The organism is Kitasatospora sp. NPDC097605 (assembly GCF_040302725.1).
Lineage (GTDB): Bacteria > Actinomycetota > Actinomycetes > Streptomycetales > Streptomycetaceae > Kitasatospora.
On sequence record NZ_JBEOSF010000009.1, the window covers coordinates 177,844 to 198,195 of the forward strand.

Consider the following 20,352-nt stretch of genomic DNA (forward strand, 5'->3'; position numbering starts at 1 on the left):
CGGCCCCTCCGGCCCGGTCAGTCGTCGACGACCAGGTCCCCGCCGGGGACCCGGGCGGCGAGTTCCTTCCAGAAGCCCGCCCGGATCGCGTACCGGTCGTGCTCGTCGATCTGGTCGTCCTTGTGCGCCAGCAGCCCGAAGCGGGCGGCGTAGCGCAGCAGCTCGCCGTCGACCCGGTGCGGGATGCGCGGGTAGCCGGGCCACAGCACGGTGAGCCGTTCGGCGTCGCCGATCCGGCTGGTCCAGCGGCGGGCGAAGACCTGGCCGACCTCGTGGGCGTCGCCGCCGATGGAGGTGATGTCCTCCTCGCGGTCGGCCCAGCGCTGTTCGGCGGTGGTGACCTGGGCGAGGGTGGGCAGGCCGTCGCCGGCGGTGACGGCGGGCTCGGTGACGGGCCGGTCGATCCAGCCCCGGTCGGAGGACCAGCGCAGCACCGGGCCGGTCTGCGGCGCCCCGCCGTGCTGCTGGCCGTTCTGCTGCTGGGCGACCGCGGCCTGCCGGTCGGCGCTGCGCCCGGCGAGGTCCTTGGGGGTGGGGACGACCTTCAGCCCGGCGGCGGCCGGCTGGGGGCTGCTCCCGTTGACGGCGGGGGCGGCGGAGGCGGCGACGGCCGCGGGTTCGTCGGGCACCTGGGCCGCGGGCAGCGGGGCCGGCAGGGTGGCGGGGGGCGCGGCGGGCGGGGCGGCGAGGATCTTGGCGATGTCGTGCCGGGCGCCGGGGCTGGGGAAGACGCTGGAGGTGTCGCGCAGGCTGAACGATCCCTCGATCCACTCGCGGTCCAGCACCCGCCGCTCGTCGGCCTCGCCGACCAGGTCCTCGGACTGGTTGAAGTCGCCGTCGGCGGCCTGCAGCGCCCAGAGGTGGACGACGACGCCGTGCTCCTTGGCGGACATCATGCCGGGCAGCAGGTCGCCGTCGCCGGTGATCAGCACGACATCGGCGCAGGCCCGGTTGCGGGCGAGTTCGGAGAGTTCGGCGTGCATCGCGGCGTCGACGCCCTTCTGCACCCAGCGGCCCTCCGCCCGGGTGAGCGCGCCGAGCCGGACGGTGACCCGGGGCAGCACGCGCAGCCGCCGGTGCTCGGGCATCGGGCGACGCTCGGGCGCGGCGTCGAACCAGTAGATCCGCAGCAGCGGCAGGCCGGTCTCGGCCTCGGCGCGCTCGCGCAGGGCGGCGATCAGCGCGATGTGGTCGACGGTGACCTTGGAGCGGGACGGGTCACCGGCGAGCAGGCTGGCGGCGGCGCCCAGCAGGTATCCGGCGTCCACCAGGACGACACAGCGGTCCATCGCGCACCTCTTTCCGCTCGCCCTCGGGGTGGGGCTCCGCCGGGTCCGACGGTGCCTGGGGGCGCGCAGCGCCGGGGTCCGGGCGGCGTGGGGTGAGGGGGTCCCGCAGCCGCCCGATCGTTGGGTCAGCTTTTTCCCCGGGATCCGCCCGCCGAACCTCGGCACCTGCCGCTTTCCCGCACATGGCGCGAGGGCCCCCGTCCGTTCCCGGACGGGGGCCCTCGAAGGGTCTGCGGCGGCTCAGCCCTTGAGCTCGGCGGCGACCAGCTCGGCCAGCTGGACGGCGTTGAGCGCGGCGCCCTTGCGCAGGTTGTCGTTGGAGACGAACAGCGACAGGCCGTTCTCCACCGTCTCGTCGACGCGGATGCGGCCGACGTAGCTCGGGTCCTGGCCGGCGGCCTGGAGCGGGGTGGGGATCTCGCTCAGCTCGACGCCGGGGGCGCCGGTGAGCAGCTCGACCGCGCGCTCGGGGCTGATCGGGCGCTCGAAGCGGGCGTTGATCTGCAGCGAGTGGCCGGAGAAGACCGGGACGCGCACGCAGGTGCCGGCCACCTTCAGCCCGGGGATGCCGAGGATCTTGCGGCTCTCGTGGCGGAGCTTCTGCTCCTCGTCGGTCTCGTTGGAGCCGTCCTCGACGATCGCGCCGGCCAGCGGCACCACGTTGAAGGCGATCGGGCGCCGGTAGACCTTGGGCTCGGGGAACTCGACCGCCGAGCCGTCGTGGGCGAGGGCGGCGGCGCCGTCCACGACCTTGGCGGCCTGGTCCCGCAGCTCGGCCACGCCGGCCACGCCGCTGCCGGAGACGGCCTGGTAGGTGGAGACGACGAGGGCGGCGAGACCGGCCTCCTCGTGCAGCGGGCGCAGCACCGGCATGGCGGCCATCGTGGTGCAGTTCGGGTTGGCGATGATGCCCTTGGGGCGGTCGGCGATCGCCTCGGGGTTGACCTCGGAGACGACCAGCGGGACCTCGGGGTCGCGGCGCCAGGCGGAGGAGTTGTCGATGACGACGGCGCCGGCGGCGGCGACCTTGGGGGCGAGCGCCTTGGAGGTGGCGCCGCCGGCCGAGAAGATCACGATGTCCAGGCCGGTGTAGTCGGCCGTGGCCGCGTCCTCGACGGTGACCTCGGTGCCCTTCCAGGGCAGCGTGCGCCCGGCCGAGCGGGCCGAGGCGAACAGCCGCAGCCGCTCCACCGGAAGGTCGCGCTGGGCCAGGATCTCGCGGACCACGCCGCCCACCTGGCCGGTGGCCCCGACAATGCCGATCTTCATCCGACTACTCCTCTTTGACTCTCGCTACTCACAGCCGCACTCCGCCCATCATGCCTTGTCAAGGGCACCGAACGGCCCGGCATTCCATCCTGTGGTCCTCAGTGGTCCAGACCACTGGTGAGTTCCAGCGCCGCCGCGACCTCCGCCGGCCCGGCCGGCAGCAGCGGCAGCCGGACGTCCGGCGTCGGGATCCGTCCCTGCGCGTGCAGCACGCCCTTGACCACCGCCGGGTTCGGCGCGGCGAAGGCCGCCACCGCCAGCGCGGTCAGCCGGTGGCCCAGCTCCCGGGCGCGCGCCACGTCCCCGGAGCGCCACGCCCCGGCCAGCTCGACGAAGCGCGCGGTGGCCAGGTGCGCGGAGGCCAGGATGCCGCCGTCCGCGCCCAGCGCCAGCAGCGGCGCCAGGACGGCGTCGTCCCCGCCCAGCACCGAGAACCCGGCCGGCGCGGCGGCCAGCAGCTCCACCGCCGCCTGGTCCACCCCGCCGGTCGCGTACTTGACGCCCACCACGTTCGGCAGCGCGGCCAGCTCCAGCAGCGCGGCGCCCGACAGCGCCTGCCCGGTCCGGTACGGGATGTGGTAGACGACCAGCGGTACCGAACTGGCCTCGGCCAGCGCCCGGAAGTGCGCCACCGTCCCGGCCTCACCCGGCCGGACGAAGGACGGCACGGTGACCAGCGCGCCCGCCACCCCGGGCACCCGCCCGGCCAGGGCGGCCAGCTCCTCGGCGGCCGCGGCGGTGCCCGGCCCGCCCGCGCCGACCAGCAGCGGCACGCCGCGCGCCGCGCAGACCGCCGCGCAGACCTCGGTGACCGCGCGCCGCTCGTCCGCGCTCAGCGCGGCCGGCTCGCCGGTGGTGCCGAGCGCGACCAGCCCGGCCGCGCCCTCGTCGAGCACCGAGCCGGCCAGCTTCTCCAGCGCGTCCAGCGCCACCGAGCCGTCGGCCGCGAACGGGGTGACCAGCGGGACGTGAATGCCCTTGAGTTCCATGCCCACGATCCTCGGGTCCATCGATCCCGCAGGTCCAGTTCATGTTTCCGAAGCTTCTCGTAAGCTGAGCCGATGCTCGACGTCCGACGCCTGCGCCTGCTGCGCGAACTCGCCCACCTCGGCACCATCGCCGCCGTCGCCGAGGCGCTCAGCTTCAGCCCTTCGGCGGTCTCCCAGCAGCTGTCCGTCCTGGAGAAGGAGGCCGGTGTCCCGCTGCTGGAGCGCACCGGCCGCCGGGTCGCCCTCACCCCGGCCGGGCGCAACCTGGTCCGGCACGCCGAGGCCGTGCTGGAGCGGCTGGAGCAGGCGGACGCCGAACTGGCCCACGCCCGCGAGGGGCTGGCCGGCCCGCTGCGGATCGGCACCTACCCGTCGGCCGCCCGCGCGATCATCCCCGCCGTCCTCGCCGAACTGGCCGGCTGGCACCCGGGGCTGGAGCCGATGGTCACCGAGGTCGACCCGGCCGAGGTCGCGGCGGCGCTGCGCGCGGGCGAGCTGGACGTGGCGCTGGTGCACGAGTACGACCTGGTGCCCGCCGATCCGGAGCCCGGCCTGGCGGTGACCCGGCCGATCTTCACCGAGCCGATGTACCTGGCGGCCCGCGTCCCCGGCGCCGTGGCCGACCAGCGCGCCGAGCCGTGGATCCTCGCCCCGCCGGGCACCCTGTGCCACAGCATGGCCGTCCGGGCCTGCGAGGCCGCGGGCTTCGCGCCCCGGATCCGCCACCAGATCGACGACTTCGCCACCGTGCTCGCCCTGGTCGCGGCCGGCCAGGGGGTGGCGCTGGTCCCCCACCTCGGCATCGACCGGCCCCCGCCGGGGGTCGTCCTCACCCGGCTGCCGATGTACCGCCGCACCCGGACCGCCTTCCGCGCCGGCGCCGGCGCCCACCCGGCGATCTCCGCCTTCGTCTCCGCCCTGCACACCGCCGTCCCGGCCCCGCTGCGCAACTCCGCGTAGCGGGGAGCGCCCGCACCCGACCGGGTGCGGGCGCCCGCCGGCAGGACCCGCTCCCGGGGTCAGCCCGCCCCGTTGCCCGCCAGGCAGCTCGGGCCGAGCAGCTGCTTCAGGTCCCCGAACAGCGCCGGATCCGACTTCACCCGGTGCCGGTCGAGCCGCAGCACCGTCGTCCTGCTCCGCGCCTCCAGCCGGACCCGCACCTCGGTGGTCCCCCGGTGGCTGCTCAACACCTCGCCGAGGCGCGCCACCAGCGGGGGCGTCACCTTCCCGCTCGGGATGTTGATGATGATCGGAGCCTCGGCGTGCGCGTTCGACAGGTCCGGAACCGTCAGCTCCATCCCCATCAGCCGCGGCACGTCCTCCCGCTTGTCCAGCTTGCCGCGGACGAACACCACCGCGTCCTCGACCAGCTGCGAGGAGACCAACTGGTAGCTGGCCGGGAAGAACATGCAGTCGATCGAGCCCGCGAGGTCCTCGACCGTGGCGATCGCCCAGGCGTTGCCCTGCTTGGTCATCTTCCGCTGGAGGCCCGAGATGATGCCGCCGATGGTGACGATCGTCCCGTCCGGGCGCTCGGCGAGGTCCGCGACCGCGCAGTCCGCCTTGTCGGCGAGCACGTGCTCGATGCCGTGCAGCGGGTGCGAGGAGACGTACAGGCCGAGCATCTCCCGTTCCTGGGTGAGCAGGAAGGACTTCTCCCACTCGTCCTCGGAGAAGACCACGTCCAGCCCGAAGCTCGGTTCGTCGCTCGCCGTGTCGCCGCCGAAGAGGTCGAACTGCCCCTCGGCCTCCTTGCGCTTGATGCCGACGACGTTGTCGATCATCGGCTCGAACTGCGCGGTCAGGCCCTTGCGGGTGTGCCCGAGCGAGTCGAAGGAACCGGCCTTGATCAGCGATTCGACGGTCCGCTTGTTGCAGACCACCGACTCCACCTTCTCCAGGAAGTCCGGGAAGGAGGAGAACTTCCCCTTGGTCCTGCGGGTCCGGATCATCGACTCCACGACCGGGCCGCCGACGTTGCGGATGGCGGTCAGGCCGAACCGGACGGTGGTGTCACCGTGCGGGGTGAAGTCCGCGTCCGACTCGTTGACGTCCGGCGGCAGGACGTTGATGCCCATCTTGCGGCACTCGTTGAGGTAGACGGCCGACTTGTCCTTGTCGTCCTTCACCGAGGTCAGCAGGCCGGACATGTACTCGGCCGGGTAGTTGGCCTTGAGGTACGCCGTCCAGTACGAGACCAGGCCGTAGCCCGCCGTGTGCGCCTTGTTGAACGCGTAGCCGGAGAAGGGGACGAGGACGTCCCACACCGCCTGGATCGCCGCGTCCGAGTAGCCGCGCTCCCGGCAGCCCTTCTGGAACGGGACGAACTCGGCCTCCAGGATCTCCTTCTTCTTCTTGCCCATCGCGCGGCGCAGCAGGTCGGCCTGGCCGAGCGAGTAGCCGGCCAGGATCTGCGCGGCCTTCTGCACCTGCTCCTGGTAGACGATCAGGCCGTAGGTGGGCCGGAGCACCTCCTCCAGGGGCTTCTCCAGCTCCGGGTGGATCGGGGTGATCTCCTGCTGGCCGTTCTTGCGCAGCGCGTAGTTGGTGTGCGAGTTGACGCCCATCGGACCGGGCCGGTACAGCGCCAGCACCGCGGAGATGTCCTCGAAGTTGTCGGGCTTCATCAGGCGCAGCAGCGAGCGCATGGGGCCGCCGTCGAGCTGGAAGACGCCGAGCGTGTCGCCGCGCGCCAGCAGTTCGTAGGTCGGCTTGTCGTCCAGGGGCAGCTCAAGAAGGTTGATCTTGACGCCCTTGTTCTTCTCGATCGCCTTGACGGCGTCGTCCATGATCGTCAGGTTGCGCAGGCCGAGGAAGTCCATCTTGAGGAGGCCGAGGCCCTCACAGGTGGGGTAGTCGAACTGCGTGATGGTGACGCCGTCGGTGTGCCGGGTCCAGACCGGGATGTGGTCGGTCAGCGGCTCGGCGGACATGATGACGCCGGCCGCGTGCACACCGGGCTGGCGGATCAGACCCTCGATGCCGCGCGCGGTGTCGATCACCTTGCGCACGTCGGGGTCGGTCTCGTACAGCCCGCGGATCTCGCCGGCCTCGCTGTAGCGCGGGTGGCTGCTGTCGGTGATGCCGGACAGCGGGATGCCCTTGCCCATGACGTCCGGCGGCATCGCCTTGGTGATCCGGTCGCCCATCGCGTAGGGGTAGCCGAGGACCCGCGAGGAGTCCTTGATGGCGGCCTTCGCCTTGATGGTGCCGTAGGTGACGATCATGGCGACCTTGTCGGACCCCCACTTCTCCGTCACGTACCGGATCACGTCACCGCGCCGGCGCTCGTCGAAGTCGATGTCGACATCGGGCATGGAGATGCGCTCGGGGTTGAGGAAGCGCTCGAAGATCAGGCCGTGCGGGATCGGGTCGAGGTCGGTGATGCCCATGGCGTACGCGACCAGCGAGCCGGCCGCCGAACCACGGCCGGGGCCCACCGCGATGCCCTGGCTCTTCGCCCACATGATGAAGTCGGCGACCACGAGGAAGTACGCCGGGAACCCCATCTGGATGATGGTGTCCATCTCGTACTCGGCGAGCTTGCGGTGCTCCTCGTCGTACCCGTTCGGGAAGCGCCAGTCCATGCCCTCCCAGACCTTGGACTTGAAGAAGTCCGCCTCGGACTCGAAGCCCTCCGGGATCGGGAAGCGCGGCATCAGGTTGCGGAACTGGAACATGCCCTCGGTGTCGACCCGCGAGGCCACCAGCAGCTGGCTGTTGCGGCAGCCCTCCTGCCAGGCGTCCGACTGGTCCAGGGCGTACATCTCGGCGGCCGACTTGATGTAGTAGCCGGTGCCGTCGAACCGGAAGCGGTCCGGATCGGAGAGGTTCTTGCCGGTCTGCACGCAGAGCAGCAGGTCGTGGGCTCCGGCGTCGGCCTCGGTGGTGTAGTGCGAGTCGTTGGTGACGACCGGCGGGATGCCGAGCTTCCTCCCGATCTCGATCAGCCCGTCGCGGACCCGCTTCTCGATGTCGAGGCCGTGGTCCATCAGCTCCAGGAAGTAGTTGTCCTTGCCGAAGATCTCCTGGTACTCGGCGGCCGACCGCAGCGCCTCGTCGAACTGGCCGAGGCGCAGCCGGGTCTGCAGCTCGCCGGAGGGGCAGCCGGTGGTGGCCATCAGGCCGCCGGACAGCTCGGAGATCAGCTCCTTGTCCATCCGGGGCCACTTGACCAGCCAGCCCTCGGAGTAGGAGCGCGAGGTCAGCTTGAAGAGGTTGTGCAGGCCCTCCTTGTTCCGGGCCCAGATGGTCTTGTGGGTGTAGGCACCGGACGCCGAGACGTCGTCCTTCTTCTGGTGCGGCTGGCCCCACAGGATGCGCTTGGTGTTCGAACGGGACTCCGGGGCGACGTACGCCTCGATGCCGATCACCGGGGTGATGCCGGCGGCGGTGGCCTGCTTGTGGAACTCGGCCGCGCCGTACATGTTGCCGTGGTCGGTCATCGCGACATGGGTCTGGCCCAGCCGCTCGACCTCCTTGAACATCTGCTTCAGCCGGGCGGCGCCGTCCAGCATCGAGTACTCGGTGTGAACGTGCAGATGCGCGAACGGCTGATCGCTCAAGGCGGGGCCTCCGTAGGCTCGGTGCTGGCAGGTGGGCCGGCGAACGCGCAGGTCACAGAAGGTGCCGGAAACAGTTGCGGCCCGAGCCACCGACGGGGCCCGGACCAGCACTCACACGTTCACGTTCCTACTCTAGCCTCCTGGGGCAGCTCCGTTCCCGGCCACCCGCCGAGCCCGAAGGATCCCGAATGTCGCACCAGCCGCACCCCGCCACCGACCGCGCCGAGGCCGTACTCGGCGTCTTCGACACGGCCTTCGGCGACCTCCTCGCCCAGGACCCGGCGGCCTTCCGGGTGAAGTTCCGGAAGATGGCCGCCTCGGCGTTCGCCTTCTACCGGGGCACCGCCGCCCTCTACTACGCCGACCTCACCAGCGCGCCGTTCGATTCCTTCGGCGCGCCCTTCCTGGACGAGCGCACCAGCCGGGTCTGGATCCACGGCGACCTGCACGCGGAGAACTTCGGCACCTACCTCAACGCCGAGGGCCGCCTGGTCTTCAACGTCAACGACTTCGACGAGGCCTACGTCGGCGCCTTCACCTGGGACGTCCAGCGCCTCGCCGCCTCGCTGGCGCTGATCGGCTACGCCAAGGCGCTCTCCGACGCGACCATCACCGAACTGGTCACCTCCTTCGCCGACGCGTACCGCCACCGGATCTCGGCCCACGTCACCTCGGGCGACGCCGACCCGTACACCCTGGACACCACCGGCGGCCCGATCCTCACCACCCTCCAGCAGGCCCGCCTGCGGACCCGGGTCTCGCTGCTGGACGGCGACACCGTGGTCGAGGGCTACGACCGCCGCTTCCGCCTGGGCGGGGGCGCGATCGAGCTGGACGAGCCCACCAAGGCCGAGGTCCTCGCCGCCTTCGAGGAGTACCTCGCCACCCTGCCGCCGGCCTCCCGCACCCGCCCGGCCGCCCTGCGGGTCAAGGACGTGGTCGGCCGCCGGGGCATCGGCATCGGATCGGCGGGCCTGCCCTCCTACAACGTCCTCCTCGAAGGCCACACCGACGCCCTTGAGAACGACGTGATCATCTACATGAAGCAGGGCCAGACCCCCGCCGTGTCGCGCCACGTCACCGACCCCGCCATCGCCGGCTACTTCGAGCACGAGGGCCACCGCACGGTGATCTCCCAGCGCGCCCTCCAGTCCCACAGCGACCCCTGGCTCGGCTACACCACCCTGCGCGGCCGCGGCCAGCTGGTCGCCGAGGTGTCCCCGTACGCCACCGACCTCGACTGGCGCGACCTCAACGAACTGCCCGACCTGCTGACGGTGACCGAGTACCTGGGCCGCGCCACAGCGACCATGCACGCCGCCGCCGACGAGTCCTCCAGCGGCCACACCCTGGTCCCGTTCTCCACGGAGCACGCCATCCACGAGGCCATCGCCCGCGACGAGGCCGGCTTCACGCAGATGCTCGTCGACTTCGCCCACACCTACGGCGCCCGCGCCCGCGCCGACCACCAGCTCTTCGTCGACCTCTACCGCAACAACCGCATCCCGGGCCTGTAGCCCTACCTTGTCAGGGCCGCCAGCCGCTCCCCGGCGGCGGCCCTGACCGCCTCCGCCTCCAGCAGGTCATCTCGGAGGTACTCCAACCTCCCCCTCACCTCCACCCCGTCCGGAGCCCGCTCCACCCCCATCAACCGCGCGGCCTCCTCACAGTCCCAGAGACACTCCGCATAGATCCCGTCCAACCCCGCCGGCTCAATGGCCGCCAACGCCTCCAGGTACCCCACCCGCTCGTGCGAATGCGGCGTCCACAACCAGAACCGCCGGAGCAACGACACCGCGCCCCTGGCCTCCGTCCCGAACCCGGCCAGAGCCCGCGCGGTGTGCACCGGCCCGCACCACCGCTTCTCCACCCAGTCCCGCTCCAGCCGCCCCACCAGCGCCTCGACGTCCCCCTCGACGTCCGCGCCCTCCTCGTGCCGCCGCCCCTCGGCCTCCGCGGCGACCTCCACCCCGACCCCGGTATCCCGCACCAACCGCGCCAGATAGAGGGCCCGCTGATCGGCCTCGTCCCACCGCCAGTCCCACCGGACGCACGCCTCGACCACCTCGGCGGTCCCCCGCGGATCCTCGGCCACCATCCGCGCCCCGAGCCCCCGCCCCCGCTGCACCATCCCGATCAACGACCCCGCCGGCGCATACCGCCCATCACTCATCCTCGTCACACCCCCATCCTCCCCCGCCCAAATCCACCAGCGCGCACACCACCTTCCCCTCTGGCAATGGCTCCCACCACCAGCACCGCGACAGCCGCCTCACCAGGCCCAGCCCCCGCCCATGTTCGTCGCGATCGCCCCGAACCCGCCCGCCGAAGAACCCCGGGTGGGAGTCGCTGACCCGAATCTCCACCGCCCCCGGCGGATCCATCCGAAGGGAGATACCAACCACAAGCCCACTGGCATGCGTGATCGCATTGGTCACCAGCTCGGTGACAACCAGCTCGACCTCAAGGAGGTCGCCCAGCTCGGAGACCCAAGCCCCGATCTCCGCAACCGCCCTGTGCCGGACATAGCAGACAGCCTCCTCCCGCGACGGGACGAGCCACGAGACCTGCCGGGATTCGCTCTTGGTGAGCAGCATCGAGTCACTCCTGTGAGATCACACACGAAGGAGGCAAGGCGAACCAGAAGCCGTATCCGGCCCATCGCAATTCGCCACATCGAGCACCATGCCCCCAAGGTCATCGAGTGGGCAATATTCCCATCAAATATTTCCCCCTTGTGGGTTACCCAGCCGTCTCCGGATGGCACACTGCTGCCATGGCATGGAAGAGGAACCCAGCCCCACCATCGGTGTACCGACGTCAGCTCTCCGCCCGCTTCAAGGAGTTGAGGAGTCAGGCTGGCCTGACTCTGACCGAGGTGTCCGCCATAGTGGAGGTCAGCCAGGGCTCGCTGAGCCGCATCGAGACCGGGGACCGCGGCACAACCCCGGTGCTGGCCAAGGCCCTTCTGGACTGCTACGGCATAACCGATCCCGCAGCCCGCGAGGACGTCCTCGACCTGGTCCGCGCCGACGCGGCGCAGCGACAGCCGTGGTGGAAGAAGTACTCCGCCGTCATCAACACGACGAAGTACGGCGGCTACCTCGCCTTGGAGTCCAGCGCAGACTCCCTCCGGACCTACGAGACTGAACTCGTGCCCGGTCTTCTGCAGACCGAGGAGTATGCGCGCCAGGTGATCGGCAACATGCGCTTCGACCTCGACCCGCACCAGGTCGAAGCGCTGGTGCAGGTTCGGATGGGCCGCCGCGAGCTGCTGGCGGGCGACAACGCCATCAAGTTGTGGGCGGTGATCGACGAAGCGGCCTTCCGCAGGGTCCCGGACCCGGCCGTGCTCGATGGCCAGCTTGAGCATCTACTTCAGATGATGACCGAGACGAACATCACCGTGCAGCTCCTGCCCTTCAGCGCCGGTTTCCACCCAGGGCTGGACGGCCCGTTCGTCCTGATGGGCTTCCCCGACCCCAATCCAGAGGTCGTGTGGATGGAAAATGGCCCCAACTCGGTGTACTTCGAAGGCGTTGAAGAGGTGACCCATTACACGGAAGTGTTCGATCACCTGCGTGCTCGCGCCCTCGGCCCACCGGAGACCCATGCTTATCTGACCAGCATGCTCAAGGAGAACCGCACGTGACCAACAAGCCCGACCCCGCCGAGATCGACTTCTCCGACGTCACCTGGGAGAAGTCCCCGTTCAGTGGCGGCAGTGACAACTGCGTGGAGTTCGGCGCCGTTGGCCGGTACGTCGCCATCCGCGACTCCAAGAACCCCACGCAGGCCCCGCTCGTCTACACCCGCGCCGAGATCGGCGCCCTCCTCGACGGCGCGAAGTTCGGTGCCTTCGACCACCTGCGCTGAGTCCGCCCCACACACGCACAATCCGGCCGCCTTCGTCGCACACGACGAAGGCGGCCGGGTCCCCTCTGGGCCGCTGCAGGGCTCAAGGTGAACCGGCGCTTTCGACCGGGCACGGAAGCCCCGACCAGATCCTGTTCGAGCACACGATCATGTACCGCCCGACGGGGACTCCTCCGGGCCCCACTCGTACCGGATTCGCTGTTGGCGGTTGTCAGCTGGCCAGCGCCTCGCCGAGTCGGGCGTGTGCCGAGCCGGACAGCGCTTGGTGGAGGCTCTCCGCTCGCGTACGGACCAGTCCGTCACGGTACGCCTGCGGAAGTTGTTCCCACACGTCCACGGCCATGGCGGCTGCGGCAGCGGAATCGCCGTCGGTGTTGAGGCAGATCGCGGTGTCCATCGCCAGCAGGGCCCTGGTCATCACGGAGGGTGAGCGGGTGAGGGCGAGGGCGGCTTCCTGTTCGGCGTACGCCTCGCGGGTCTGTCCCAGGAGGGTGAACGCCTGGGAGAGGTGGACGTGGTGCTTCTGGAGGGGGTAGCCGAACCAGGTGTCGGCGGACTGGGCGGTGTCCAATTGCCCGGCGACGGTGCGGGCGTCGGTGACCGCGCGCAGTGCGCCCTGCCGGTCGCCGACGGCGGCGAGGGCGCGCGCGGTGACGGCGGCGGCCAAGGCCGCCGCGGCTGTGGGGGTCCGGCCGGCCTCGGTGCGGGCGCGGACGGCCAGCTCGGCGGCGGTGTTCGGGGCGCCGTAGTTGAGGGGCACCATCGCGTGCCTGGCCAGGACCCAGGCGAGCATGTGCCGGTCGCCGGACTCACGGGCGGCCTGTTCGGCAGTGGCGAACCAGCCGTGCGCGTCGCGCTGGTCGCCGCGGTCGTGCTGGATGATCGCCACCAGGCCGGTGATCCCGGCGGCGGTGCGGGCGAGGTCCGCCCTGGTGGCGGCGGGGTGTGGCCGTCCCAGGACGTCCCGCAGAAGGTCGAGGTCCTCGCGCATGTGGGCGAGGACGGCGCCGGGAGGGCGTCCGTGGTAGCCGCCGCGGTGGCGCTCGAACGCCCCGTCCAGGTAGGCGAGGTCGCCGGCGTCGGAACCGGACAGCCCGGCGTTGATGCCCTGTCTGGCCTCCGCGATGCCGGGCAGGGCGACCGATCCGGTCGCCGCCGCCGCCACGCCGAGGAACTGCCGCCGCTTCACGTCCTTGCCGTCCTTCCCTCCGCTGCCGGCCGCCTGCTGCTGCCTGCGCCAGCGCCTGGATACCCCCACCGCACGGACGATCTCCTCGACCGTCTGTCCGTATCCGTCGGCCAGCAGTTGGTGCCACCTCGGGACCGGGAGACGACGTTCGGTCTCCCACCGCTTCAGGTTCTCGGGGTCGAACCACTCGCCCCCTTGAAACTGGCACAGGTGCTGAGCCTGTTCCTCGCGGGTGCGATCGGCGGTTTCCCTGATGTTCCTCAGCAGGGCGCCGATGCCGTCTGCTGCCATCATGCCCGTCCCCCAAGCATTCACCTGTCGAGTGCCCGATCCTGGCCCCCCTAAGCGGCCCCCTGCGCGGAAATGCACCCCTTCCTGGCACCAGAGGTCGTAGCCGGGACGGAGTTGACTGTTCATCAGCCAACTGGTCGAGCGGGCAAAGCTGGAGCCTTCCCAGCACGCGGTCCTCCCACGCTTCCCGGCAGCCCGACCCCTCCGAAGGGTCCCTCCTCGTGGTCATGCACTCCCATGTCTTCTTCCTCGCCAGAGACCCGGTCTCCGTGCCCATCGCCCGCCGCAGGGTACGGGCCCGCGTCGTCGACTGGGGCGTCCGGCTCGACGAGGACTCCCGGCTCGCGCTCGACACGGTCACCTCCGAGCTGGTGGCCAACGCCGTACAGCACTCCTGCCGGCCGATGCTCACCGTCGCTGTCCACACGAACGTCCGGCAGCGGCGGGCCCTGGTCGAGGTCTACGACGGCTCGACCGCCCTGCCCCGGCGGCGCCGGGCCGGCGCGGACGCGGAAAGCGGCCGGGGCCTGGAACTGGTCGAGCACCTGGCCGTGGCCCACGGAGCGGAGCGGACCGAGCAGGGCAAGCGGGTCTGGGCCGAGCTGGCCCTGCCCGACCAGCCGGTGACCCGGCGCCAGATCCTCGCCGGTCCGCGCCGCGCTGTCCGGGCCGCTCTCCGCTCGCTCGGCCGCCGTGGCCGGCCGCCGATACGGACGCCGCACCACTCCGGGACCACCAGACCCGCCGTCCCCGCCCGGTAGCAACCCCGTCATGAAGGGACCAGCCTCGATGACCAGCACGACCAGTGCCGACGGCATCCTCGGCCGCCGCGGACTGCGGACCGGCATCGAGTGGTCCACCCCCGCGGCGGCCCGCGCCCGCGCCACCCAGCTCGTCGCCGAGCACCGCGCCCAGCGGCGGGAGATCGTCCGCAACCCGCACCTGAGCGCCGAGTGGGCCCGCGCCGCCGTTCGCGCCCCCCGACTGGTGGCGGCCGTCCGGGAAGCGATCGGCCCGGACATCGCGGTGGAGAACACGTTCCTCGTGGTGAAGTGGCCGCACCGGGCGTTCGAGATCCCCTGGCACCAGGACGGCATCGACGCCCGCGTCGAACTCGACCCCGACCACTCCGTCTCCGCGTGGCTGGCCCTCAGCGACGCCACCCTCGACAACGGCTGCCTGCACGCCGTGGTCGGCTCCCAGCACTTCGGCCACCTGCCGTTCTCCTCCGAGGCCGAGCACGGCGCCGAACGCGGCCGGGCCGACCAGGCGACCGGCTTCACCGCCGACGCCTCGACCGCACTGCCCCTGCCGGCCGGGTCCGCCCTGCTGATGGACAGCCGCCTGCTGCACCGCTCCACCACCAACGCCGGCGACGGCGCCCGCGTGGGCCTGAACGTCCGCTACGTCGCGCCGGGCGGCATCCGCCGCCGCGACCCCCAGAGCCCCAGCCTGGACCCGGTCACCGGGACGAGCTGGTAGCACCACCCAAGGGATCCACACCCCACCGAGAGGAGCACAACGACGTGACCATCCTCGACGAGATCGCCACCCGCGAGGACCTGGTGACCCGGGTCCGCGTCCTGACCGGGGAGGACGCCGACGCGGCCCGCCGCGCCGACAAGACCCCGATCGCCAAGTCCGACTGCACCTACTACTGCCCCGACGCGGCGACCGTCGAGCGGTGCATCCAGTCCTTGCGCGAGTCCGACGAGCGCCTGCGCAACCGCCCCGAGGAGCTCATGCTCTGGGACTGGCAGTGCACCTACTGGGAGGCCGAGCCCGGTAACCCCAACGGTGGCGGCACCGTCATCCTCGGCGTCGCCTGGTACGACCGGGCGTTCTTCGACGACCGGCGCGACGCCTGGTTCGGCGCGATGCACCAGCGGATCTACAAGGACCTCGGCATCCCGCTGGAGGACATCGCCGTCACCCACTGGCAGCTGATCGCGAGCTGACCTGAGCACCACCCGCACGAAGGCCGGGCCCCGCACCGCGGGGCCCGGCCCGTCCTCAGTCGCGGGCCGCCAGCTCCGGCACCGGCTCGGCATCCGGCAGCGGCCGGCGCCCCCGGACCAGGGCCGACACCAGCACGGCACCCGCCCCGCCGACCACCGCCACCGCCAGGCCGCCGCCCAGGAACGCGGCCCTCGGGCCGCCGGCGGCCAGGGCGGGGACGAACAGCATCGAGACCGTCCCGCAGGAGCGGATCACGGTCAGGTCCACCGTCAGCAGCCGCCTTCGGGCGGCCGGAGGGAACAGCGCGAAGTGCGTGGACAGCGCGATCTGCAAAAACGGCGACACCGCCCCCGACAGGACGGACAGCGCCAACAGCACCGGCAGCGACCCGGCCAGTCCGGTGGCGGCCAGCACCAGCCCGGACACGGCCCACGCCCCGCAGTACACCGCCGTCAGCGGCCCGGGCAGCCGCACGTTCCCGGCCACCAGATTGCCCGCCAGGGCCCCGGCGCCGGTGCAGGCCAGCACCGCCGCGTAGGCGGAGGCCCCGGCGCCGAGCCGACCGGCCAGCAGTGCGGGCATCGCCAGCGACACCGCCCCGGCGAAGATCCCGATCCCGTGCACGGCCAGCACCACCCCGGTGTCCGGATGTGTTCGCACGAGCGACCAGGCGCCCGGCCTCACCCCCGCCGCCGGCGGTCCGGCCTGCGGAACGGATCCGGCGGGCAGCCGGACGCGGGCGGCCAGCAGCACCAGGGCGAGGGCGGAGAGCGCGAACGTCGCCGCGTCCATCCAGAACAGCCCGGCCAGCGGCATTACCGCCAGCAGCAGCCCGGCGGCCCCCGGGCCGGCGATCCGGGCGATCCGGCCGGTCAGGTCCATCAGCCCGCTCACGGCCTGGACCTCACCCGGCCGCACCAGGTCCGGCACCATCGCGCCGAGGTTCGGGTCGAACAGGGCCCCGCCGACTCCCAGCAGGGCGGCCGAGGCGATCAGGCCCGCCGTGCCGAACTCGGACCACGCCCACGGCAGCGCGGCCACCAGGACCAGCCGCACCACGTCCACCGCCGCCAGCGCCCGCAGCGACGCGAACCGGTCCATGATCCGGCGTCCCGCGGTGCCCAGCACGATGTACGGCAGCGACTCGGCGACGGCCACCAGCCCCATCGCCCCGGCGCCCGCGTGTTCCCACGCCATCCACATCACGGCCATGGCGTACAGCCGGTCACCGAACACCGACGCCGTCTGCGCTCCCCACAGGAGAAGCACAGGCCCACGCCGCAGCAACCGCATGTACCGCATGATCAAACTCCGCCCTGGAAGCATGAAGTCCCGGCAGGCGTCAGCCACCGGGAACTCCCCACACCCTAGGGCAACTTGAAGCCCCGCCGACGCAGGCGCCCCGGCCGCCGTCCCGCCGACAGCGGCCACATCCACCACTCGCACCCGGCCCCGGGATCGGGCAGGCTGACTACCAGGAGACTGCCCGGACGGCGGCCACCCCGGAGGGACTTCCGTGCACCCACTGATCACCAAGCTCGGCCTGGACGGCGACCCGAAGCTCCTGCACGAGCGACGCGGCACCACCTTCTTCAAGGTCGGCGACACCTCCCTGAAGATCACCAGCGGCATCATGGCCGGCCGCGAAGGCGAGGTCCTGGCCGCCCTCGGCGCCGACCACTACCGGGCCCACGGCCAGTACGGGGACGGCACCTGGCTGACCATGCGATGGATCGACGGCACCAGCCTCTGGGACGCCCTGGAACCCGCCCACCGCGGCAACGACACCCCCGCCACCCGCCGCTCGATCCTCACCGCCGCCGCCGAAGCCGCGGAAGCCCTCGCCGACCTCCACGCCGCCGGCTGGACCCACGGCGACCTCCAGCCCGACCACATCGTCTTCGACGGCCAGGCCGTGCGGATCATCGACCTGGCCTGCGCCCAGGGGCCGGTCCCGGTGCCGTTCTACGCCCACCGAGGCGGCATGACCCACACCACCGCCCCCGAGGTCGCCACCCTGATCCTCGACACCACCGACCACATCACCACCACGCCCGAGGCGGACGTTTGGTCGCTGGCCGCCTCCCTGTTCTGGGCGTGGACCCGCACCCCGCCCACCGACTACCGAGATCCCCAGAACCACCGCCCAGACCTCCTCGCCGACATTGCGGTCGGTCGCCGCCACGACCTCGCCGCCGTTCAGCCCTGGCCTTTCCCCACTTTCGAGGACGCTCTGCGAGCCGGCCTCGCCCACGAATCCGGGCAACGGCCCACCGCCAAGGCACTGGCCCGCTTGCTCCGCTCCGTCCTGGCCATGGACGACGCCGCGGAATCCGGCTGACCAAGGGAACGCGTGTCCGGCCAGGCCGGGCCGGACAACGCGCTCACTCCCACCGTGCCCCCTTCCAGCACTGGGACTCTCTCAGCCTTCCCTGCGCGGGAAGTCGGCCCGGCCGACTTCCTGCGCCGGGGGTCCGGGCTAGGCGGCGTCCAGCTCCGCAAGGAAGTCGAGGGCCACGGCCCACGCGCGCTCGGCGGCCTCGGCGTCGTAGTCGGGGAGGTCCGGGTCGGTGAAGAGGTGGCCGGCGCCGTGGTAGCGGTGGATCTCGACGTCGGCGCCGGTCTTGCGCATGTTGAGGTACCAGGCGTTCAGCCAGTCCTCCGGCTCGAACGGGTCGGGCTCGGCGACGTGCAGCTGGACGGGGATGGCGGTGGCCGCGTCCTCGCGGATGTCGGAGGTGCCGTGCAGCAGGAGCAGGCCGCGGGCGTTCTCGTCGGCGAGGGCGAGGTTCTGGGCGAGCGAGCCGCCGAGCGAGAAGCCGGCGTAGACCAGCGCGGAGCCGGCGGCCAGCAGCGGGGCGGCCGCGCCGACGGCCCGACGCAGGAGTTCCTCGCTGCTCAGCTCCTCCTTGTACGCCATGCCCTCCTCGACGTCGTCGAAGGTCCGCCCCTCGTAGAGGTCCGGGGTGTGCACGGTGTGCCCGGCGGCGCGCAGCCGGTCGGCGGCGGCGTGGACGGCGGGGCGCAGGCCGTAGGCGGAGTGCAGGAGCAGGATCTGGGCCACGGGGGAGGACTTCCTTGCAGCGGACGGGAACCACCCCATCATCGCTCATGGCCGCCAGGTGGCCGCGCTCACCCGGCGGGGTGGCCGGACATCACCCACCGGTGAATCGACGACAAACAGTCAGTTCATCCTATGGAACACCTCGTTACCCACCGGTAGCCTGTCGGCCGTGACCGACCTTGTCGAAGACATGACCCCTGCCGCCCGCCCGCACCGCCGCCAGGTGCTCAAGGCCACCGCCATCGTCGCGGGCGCCGCCGCCCTGCCGCTGACCCTCGGCGCCGCGGCCCAGGCCGCCACCGCCCCGCAGTTCCTGCACGGCGTCGCCTCCGGCGACCCGCTGCCCGACGGCATCCTGCTCTGGACCCGCGTCACCCCGGCCCCCGAGGCCGTCCCCGGCTCCGGCCTCGGCGCCGACACCGAGGTCCGCTGGGAGCTCGCCGCCGACAAGGGCTTCACCCGGATCGCGGCGAGCGGCACCGTGACCACCTCCGCCGCCACCGACCACACCGTCAAGGCGGACGTCCGCGGCCTCACCCCGGACACCGCCTACTGGTACCGCTTCACCGCCGGTGCCACGGTCTCCGCGGTCGGCCGCACCCACACCACCCCGGCCGCCGACGCCGCCCTCGACCGGCTCCGCTTCGGCGTGGCGTCCTGCGCCAACTGGGAGGCCGGCTACTTCTCCGCCTACCGCCACCTGGCGGCCCGCGGCGACCTCGACGCCTTCCTCTTCCTCGGCGACTACATCTACGAGTACAAGACCGGCGAGTTCTGCGCCGCCGGCTCCGTGGTCCGCCCGCACGCGCCCGCCCACGAGATCCTCACCCTCGCCGACTACCGAACCCGCCACGGCCGCTACAAGACGGACGAGGACCTGCAGGCCCTGCACGCCCGGATCCCGGCCATCGCGATCTGGGACGACCACGAGTTCGCCAACGACGCCTGGTCCGGCGGCGCCGAGAACCACACCCCGGGCGCCGAGGGCGACTGGGCGGCCCGGGTCGCCGCCGCCAAGCAGGCCTACTTCGAGTGGATGCCGGTCCGCCCGTCCATCGCCGGCACCACCTACCGCCGGCTGCGCTACGGCAAGCTGGCCGACCTTCACCTGATGGACCAGCGCTCGTTCCGCTCCGAGCAGGTCAAGGTCGGCAACGGCGAGGTCGACTCGGCCGGCCGCACCATCACCGGCCGCGCCCAGATGGACTGGCTGAAGTCCGGCCTCTCCGCCTCCGACACCGCCTGGCGCCTGATCGGCAACGAGGTGATGATCTCCCCGGTCGCGCTCTTCTCGCTGCCGGACTACCTGCTGCGCCCGCTCGCCAAGCTGCTCGGCCTGCCCGGCGAGGGCCTGGCGATCAACACCGACCAGTGGGACGGCTACACCCACGACCGCCGCGAGCTGCTCGGCCACCTCAAGGCGAACGGCATCACCAACACCGTCTTCCTCACCGGCGACATCCACTCGGCCTGGGCGTCGGACGTCCCGCACGAGGCCGCCACCTACCCGCTGTCGGGCAGCGCCGCCACCGAGTTCGTGGTCACCTCGGTCACCTCGGACAACATCGACGACCTCCTCAAGGTCGCGCCGCAGACCCTCTCGCTGGTCGCCGCCACCGCGATCAAGGCCGCCAACCCGCACGTCAAGTGGGTGGACCTGGACTCGCACGGCTACGGCGTCCTGGAGGTCACCCCCGCCCAGACGCAGATGGACTACTACGTCCTCTCCGACCGGACCCGCAAGGACGCCACCAGCACGTGGACGCGCTCCTACCGCACCAGGTCAGGCACCCAGCGGATCGAGCGGGTCTACTCCCCCGTCAAGTAGCCGTCGCGACACAGCCGCCACCGCACCGGCCCC

18 protein-coding genes are annotated in these 20,352 nt (G+C 71.9%); 9 read left to right on the forward strand and 9 right to left on the reverse strand.

Annotation, left to right across the window (positions count from 1 at the left end; translation table 11 throughout):
- Positions 1-17 precede the first annotated feature (17 nt).
- From ABTX81_RS13510 to ABTX81_RS13520, 3 genes are all read right to left on the reverse strand, one after another.
- The gene (locus ABTX81_RS13510) at positions 18-1,289 is read right to left on the reverse strand and encodes an NYN domain-containing protein (protein ID WP_350544052.1); all 1,272 of its coding nucleotides are present in this window, start codon (positions 1,287-1,289) and stop codon (positions 18-20) included.
- 240 nt (positions 1,290-1,529) lie between these two features.
- Positions 1,530-2,558: an aspartate-semialdehyde dehydrogenase gene (locus ABTX81_RS13515; protein WP_350544054.1), complete on the reverse strand. Its 1,029-nt coding sequence runs from the start codon at positions 2,556-2,558 to the stop codon at positions 1,530-1,532.
- Positions 2,559-2,656: 98 nt separating this feature from the next.
- Positions 2,657-3,547, reverse strand: coding sequence for a dihydrodipicolinate synthase family protein (locus ABTX81_RS13520; RefSeq protein WP_350544057.1), 891 nt, complete (start codon positions 3,545-3,547; stop codon positions 2,657-2,659).
- A gap of 72 nt (positions 3,548-3,619) precedes the next feature.
- Here ABTX81_RS13520 and ABTX81_RS13525 point away from each other — a divergent pair, with 72 nt between their 5' ends.
- Positions 3,620-4,507, forward strand: coding sequence for a LysR family transcriptional regulator (locus tag ABTX81_RS13525; protein WP_350544060.1), 888 nt, complete (start codon positions 3,620-3,622; stop codon positions 4,505-4,507).
- Between the two features lie 59 nt (positions 4,508-4,566).
- Here the strand turns inward: ABTX81_RS13525 and dnaE are convergent, their stop codons facing one another.
- Complete coding sequence (gene dnaE, locus ABTX81_RS13530) at positions 4,567-8,112, reverse strand: DNA polymerase III subunit alpha (protein ID WP_350544063.1); 3,546 nt, start codon at positions 8,110-8,112, stop codon at positions 4,567-4,569.
- 188 nt (positions 8,113-8,300) lie between these two features.
- On the opposite strand from dnaE, the gene ABTX81_RS13535 reads away from it, so the two are divergent.
- The gene (locus tag ABTX81_RS13535) at positions 8,301-9,629 is read left to right on the forward strand and encodes a DUF2252 domain-containing protein (RefSeq protein ID WP_350544065.1); all 1,329 of its coding nucleotides are present in this window, start codon (positions 8,301-8,303) and stop codon (positions 9,627-9,629) included.
- A gap of 2 nt (positions 9,630-9,631) precedes the next feature.
- Here the strand turns inward: ABTX81_RS13535 and ABTX81_RS13540 are convergent, their stop codons facing one another.
- A complete protein-coding gene (locus ABTX81_RS13540; RefSeq protein WP_350544068.1) occupies positions 9,632-10,294 on the reverse strand; it encodes a hypothetical protein in 663 nt (220 codons plus the stop codon).
- Positions 10,278-10,709: an ATP-binding protein gene (locus ABTX81_RS13545; protein ID WP_350544070.1), complete on the reverse strand. Its 432-nt coding sequence runs from the start codon at positions 10,707-10,709 to the stop codon at positions 10,278-10,280. The genes ABTX81_RS13540 and ABTX81_RS13545 overlap by 17 nt, the downstream gene beginning before the upstream one ends.
- 179 nt (positions 10,710-10,888) lie before the next feature.
- Between ABTX81_RS13545 and ABTX81_RS13550 the strand changes: the two genes are divergently transcribed.
- Together ABTX81_RS13550 and ABTX81_RS13555 are read left to right on the forward strand one after the other, a co-directional pair.
- Entirely contained in the window at positions 10,889-11,764 is an 876-nt protein-coding gene (locus tag ABTX81_RS13550) for a helix-turn-helix domain-containing protein (protein ID WP_350544073.1), read from the forward strand.
- Complete coding sequence (locus ABTX81_RS13555; RefSeq protein ID WP_350544076.1) at positions 11,761-11,988, forward strand: DUF397 domain-containing protein; 228 nt, start codon at positions 11,761-11,763, stop codon at positions 11,986-11,988. Before ABTX81_RS13550 ends, ABTX81_RS13555 begins: the two co-directional genes overlap by 4 nt.
- Positions 11,989-12,199: 211 nt before the next feature.
- Here ABTX81_RS13555 and ABTX81_RS13560 read toward each other — a convergent pair whose 3' ends face one another.
- Complete coding sequence (locus ABTX81_RS13560; RefSeq protein ID WP_350544078.1) at positions 12,200-13,471, reverse strand: NsdA family TPR-like regulatory protein; 1,272 nt, start codon at positions 13,469-13,471, stop codon at positions 12,200-12,202.
- A 224-nt stretch (positions 13,472-13,695) separates the two neighbouring features.
- On the opposite strand from ABTX81_RS13560, the gene ABTX81_RS13565 reads away from it, so the two are divergent.
- From ABTX81_RS13565 to ABTX81_RS13575, 3 genes are read left to right on the forward strand one after another with little or no spacing between them, the layout of a single operon-like run.
- Positions 13,696-14,229: an ATP-binding protein gene (locus tag ABTX81_RS13565; protein WP_350544081.1), complete on the forward strand. Its 534-nt coding sequence runs from the start codon at positions 13,696-13,698 to the stop codon at positions 14,227-14,229.
- Positions 14,230-14,239: 10 nt separating this feature from the next.
- On the forward strand, positions 14,240-14,950 hold the full coding sequence (locus ABTX81_RS13570) for a phytanoyl-CoA dioxygenase family protein (protein ID WP_350544084.1): 711 nt from the start codon (positions 14,240-14,242) through the stop codon (positions 14,948-14,950).
- Between the two features lie 44 nt (positions 14,951-14,994).
- Entirely contained in the window at positions 14,995-15,426 is a 432-nt protein-coding gene (locus ABTX81_RS13575; RefSeq protein ID WP_350544086.1) for a hypothetical protein, read from the forward strand.
- Between the two features lie 55 nt (positions 15,427-15,481).
- Here the strand turns inward: ABTX81_RS13575 and ABTX81_RS13580 are convergent, their stop codons facing one another.
- Positions 15,482-17,062 (reverse strand): MFS transporter, encoded by a 1,581-nt coding sequence (locus ABTX81_RS13580; RefSeq protein ID WP_350544089.1) that lies wholly within the window; start codon positions 17,060-17,062, stop codon positions 15,482-15,484.
- Between ABTX81_RS13580 and ABTX81_RS13585 the strand changes: the two genes are divergently transcribed.
- Complete coding sequence (locus ABTX81_RS13585) at positions 16,944-17,768, forward strand: protein kinase domain-containing protein (RefSeq protein ID WP_350544092.1); 825 nt, start codon at positions 16,944-16,946, stop codon at positions 17,766-17,768. The genes ABTX81_RS13580 and ABTX81_RS13585 overlap by 119 nt on opposite strands.
- A 138-nt stretch (positions 17,769-17,906) precedes the next feature.
- Here the strand turns inward: ABTX81_RS13585 and ABTX81_RS13590 are convergent, their stop codons facing one another.
- On the reverse strand, positions 17,907-18,530 hold the full coding sequence (locus tag ABTX81_RS13590; protein WP_350544166.1) for a dienelactone hydrolase family protein: 624 nt from the start codon (positions 18,528-18,530) through the stop codon (positions 17,907-17,909).
- A gap of 151 nt (positions 18,531-18,681) precedes the next feature.
- On the opposite strand from ABTX81_RS13590, the gene ABTX81_RS13595 reads away from it, so the two are divergent.
- Positions 18,682-20,319, forward strand: coding sequence for an alkaline phosphatase D family protein (locus ABTX81_RS13595; RefSeq protein ID WP_350544169.1), 1,638 nt, complete (start codon positions 18,682-18,684; stop codon positions 20,317-20,319).
- Positions 20,320-20,352: the final 33 nt, after the last annotated feature.